This window comes from Caballeronia sp., from assembly GCF_049581465.1.
GTDB lineage: Bacteria > Pseudomonadota > Gammaproteobacteria > Burkholderiales > Burkholderiaceae > Caballeronia.
The window spans coordinates 1-3,388 of record NZ_JBAUSA010000052.1; the positions used below are offsets into that span (position 1 = coordinate 1).

At 59.9% G+C, this 3,388-nt stretch carries 2 protein-coding genes; both read left to right on the forward strand.

Going from position 1 to position 3,388, the window contains the following annotated elements; all coding sequences use genetic code 11:
* Positions 1-735: 735 nt before the first annotated feature.
* Positions 736-2,352: a sugar ABC transporter ATP-binding protein gene (locus tag WCA53_RS01125; RefSeq protein WP_423904482.1), complete on the forward strand. Its 1,617-nt coding sequence runs from the start codon at positions 736-738 to the stop codon at positions 2,350-2,352.
* Positions 2,349-3,332: an ABC transporter permease gene (locus WCA53_RS01130; protein WP_423904484.1), complete on the forward strand. Its 984-nt coding sequence runs from the start codon at positions 2,349-2,351 to the stop codon at positions 3,330-3,332. The genes WCA53_RS01125 and WCA53_RS01130 overlap by 4 nt, the downstream gene beginning before the upstream one ends.
* Positions 3,333-3,388: the final 56 nt, after the last annotated feature.

Sequence of the window (3,388 nt, forward strand, 5' to 3'; positions counted from 1 at the left end):
TACTGTTAGCCCCTATCCGGGGCGGGACTTCATTTCTTTTCAAACGCGAAAAGAAACGAAGCAAAGAAACGCGTTCAAACCGCGAATACCTAAGTGTCGGCGTTGCTCCATTTCAGGTTTTTGGCACGAACGTAGTGTGGCCCCCACCCATCAACCCGCAGTCGAACACCCACCCCAAGCTCAAACGGCACGCACACGCTTCGCCCCCAACGCCGTGAGACAACTGGCTGGTAGACACGACATACGGACGAACCGAAATCCATGCAACGGAATCGAATGAATCAACAATCCACCTAGGTCATCAGTCGCCGAAATTGCAGTACTTTGCTGCTTAGGGATTGGGCGTTGGGCGTTGGGCATTGGGCATTGGGCATTGGGCGTTGGGCACTTGGCTTCTTTGGCGTTGGAGGCGAAGCGTGTGAGAGATGCTGGTGCTTGAGGAGGGTGTTCAATTGCGGGTTGATGGGTGGGGGCGGTACTACGTTCGGGCCAAAGACCTGAAATGTAGCAACGACGACACTTAGGAATTCGCGGTTTGAACGCGTTTCTTTGCTTCGTTTCTTTTCGCGTTTGAAAAGAAATGAAGTCCCGCCCCGGATAGGGGCTAACAGAAATAAGCAAGAAAATACTACTTATGCAGAACGACCACGCTAGAAGAAGGACTCAATCCTAGCCCCACACTCGCCGCGAGCAGCACCCCACACTCACCTCCACCAGCACCGCCCAAAACCTCCCATGCCCAAGCCGCCCCAGGCGCCCCTGGCGCCACTCCTCGAGATGCGAGACATCGACATCACCTTCGGCGGTGTCGCGGCGCTTCGTCACGCCCGGCTATCCGTATCGGCGGGAGAAGTCCATGCGCTTATCGGCCAGAACGGCGCCGGTAAATCGACGCTCATTAAAATCCTCACCGGCGCCTACCGGCGCACGGCCGGAACCATCCGCTTCGATGGCCGCGAAGTCGACTTTCGCACCCCAAAGGAAGCGCGCGAAGCCGGTATCAGCACCATCTATCAGGAAATCAATCTCGTCCCGTTTCGCTCAATCGCCGAGAACATCTTTCTCGGCCGCGAACCGCGCCGATTTGGCCTGATCGACTGGAAGACAATCCATCGGCGCGCCCACGACCTCCTAGAGTCGTTCGGCCTGCAGATCGATGTCAACAAGCCCGTCCGCGAGTTTTCAACGGCGATCCAGCAAATGGTGGCGCTGGCGCGAGCGGTTTCGTCGGATGCGAAGATGGTCATCATGGATGAATCCACTTCCTCACTCGACGAGCGCGAAGTCGAATTGCTGTTCGACGTGGTGCGCCGCCTGCGCAACGACGGTCGCGCGGTAATCTTCGTTTCGCATCGGCTGGACGAGCTATACGCACTCTGCGATCGCGTGACCATCATGCGCGATGGCCAGACCGTGGCAGAAAGTACGATGGCGTCCATGGACAAACTGCAACTCGTCACCACCATGCTCGGACGCACGCTCGCCGCCGCCGTCCACGAAGACAGCGCAATCAAGGAAGCCAATCTGGCTAAACGCGGCGCGACTACGTTGAGCGTGTCAAGCCTCAGCGCAGGCACGAAGGTGACGGACGTGTCGCTCGATGTCCACGCAGGCGAAGCCGTGGGCCTCGCGGGCTTGCTCGGGTCAGGCCGCACCGAAACCATGCGGCTGATGTTCGGCGCGGACGCAACCGAGCGCGGCACGATTTCCATCGACGGCAAGCAGGTCACGCTGAAGTCTCCGCAAGATGCAATCGCGCGCGGCTTCGCGTATCTCACGGAAGACCGCAAGAGCGAAGGCATCGTGCCGGAGCTGTCCGTGCGCGACAACCTCACGCTGGTCTGCCTGCGTACGCTGACAAAAAACGGCATCGTCGATGTCGCCAAGCAGCGGCAAATCGTGGACCGGTTTATCGAGTCGCTTGGGATCAAGCTGCGCTCGCCCGACCAGCCGATTCGCGAGCTCTCCGGCGGCAATCAGCAAAAGGTATTGCTGGCGCGCTGGCTCGCGACCAATCCCAAACTGCTGCTGCTCGATGAACCCACACGCGGCATCGATGTCGGCGCGAAAGCGGATGTCGCCAAGATCATCCGCGATTTGCGCGACTCAGGACTCGCGGTGTTGCTGTCCGCTTCGGAACTCGAAGAACTCACCGCCGTCGCGGACCGGGCGGTCGTGATACGCGATGGCAAAACCGTCGCCGAACTCGATGGCGGCCGCATGAGCGAGGCGTCGATCATGGACGCGATCGCGTACGGATCAGGCGAAGAATCGGCACTGGCGGAAGCCGTCGACGCTGTTGCTTCAGTGGCCAATGTCGATAAGCCACGCACCCAGGATCGCGAATCATGAACCAGAAAACGCAACCGGTGACGGCGCCGATCGCGCAGCCCGCGCAGAAGAAGAAACATCGCATCACGATCCAGCGCGAGATTGCCGTGCTCCTCGCGATGATCCTGTTCAACCTGCTCTTCACGCAGCACTTCTGGTCGCTGCAAACCTTCAACGTCAACCTCACGCAAGTCGTGACGATCGTCATAGTCGGCATCGGCATGACGCTGGTCGTGGCGACAGGCGGTATCGATTTATCGGTGGGCGCTTCAATGTCGCTTGCCGGTGCGCTCGCGCCGATGATCTTCATGAACATCAGCGGACCGTTCGGCATTGCGCTCGCGTTCGTGCTGCCCATCCTGGCCGCCGCCCTGTTCGGCGTATTCAACGGCTTTCTGGTGACGCGGCTAGCGGTCCAGCCGATTGTCGCGACGCTGGTGCTGTTCATCGCCGGGCGCGGCATTGCGCAAGTCGTGACGGACGGCAGTCTGCAGGCCTTCGACAATCCCGCGTTCCAGTGGATTGCGCTAGGCCGCGTGGCCGGCGTGCCGGCTCAAGTGTTCCTGATGCTGGCGCTCGTCGCGCTGTTTGCGTGGATCGTACGCAAGACTTTGTTCGGACAGTACTTGCTGGTGACCGGCGGCAATGAATCCGCTGCGTATTTGAGCGGCATTCCGACTGCACGCGTGAAGATGATCGCGTACACCTTGTGCGCGGCGCTAGCGGGGTTAGCCGGGTTGATATCGATCTCGGTGAATTCATCGTCCGATGCCAACGTGATCGGTCTTGGCTCAGAGCTCGATGCGATTGCCGCGGTCGCGGTCGGCGGCACTGCGTTGACCGGCGGCAAGGCTTACGTTGTCGGCACCCTGATTGGGGCGTTGATCATCCAGCTGCTGCGCTACACCCTCCTCGCGCACGGCATTCCGGATGCGGCTGCGCTCGTGGTGAAGGCCGGGATCATCATCGTCGCCGTGTATGTACAGCGGCGTCAGCGCTAAGGATTTATCGACATGAAAAAGAACCTTCCTATCCTGCTTGCGCTCGCGGGATTGTT